Below are 312 nucleotides of genomic sequence, written 5' to 3' on the forward strand. Positions count from 1 at the left end.
TTGACGCAGAAGAGCTTAACGGCCGTGTTCGGCATGGGAACGGGTGTGACCTCTTCGCTATTGCCACCGGACTATTTAGACTTCCAATCATCTGCGCGCTTCTTCGTCCACTACGTCATGTCACTCAGTCACGTATAGACATACGCTCCTTCGTTCCACTCCTTGTGTCCTCGAATCACTTGATGCTTGTTGTCTAGTTGAAAGAAAATGATTCCTTCAAAACTAAATCGTGCTCCACACTGTCATACACCACATTGGATAAGTCCTCGACCGATTAGTATCTGTCCGCTCCATGTGTCGCCACACTTCCAC

Annotated in this window: 1 rRNA gene; it reads right to left on the reverse strand. The window is 48.4% G+C overall.

The features are described from left to right. Positions 1-71 (reverse strand): 5S ribosomal RNA (gene rrf / locus JNO66_RS20350); the annotation flags it as partial. Positions 72-312 lie beyond the last annotated feature (241 nt).

Source organism: Alkalicoccobacillus gibsonii, from assembly GCF_016798245.1.
Classification (GTDB): Bacteria; Bacillota; Bacilli; order Bacillales; family Bacillaceae_D; genus Alkalicoccobacillus; species Alkalicoccobacillus gibsonii.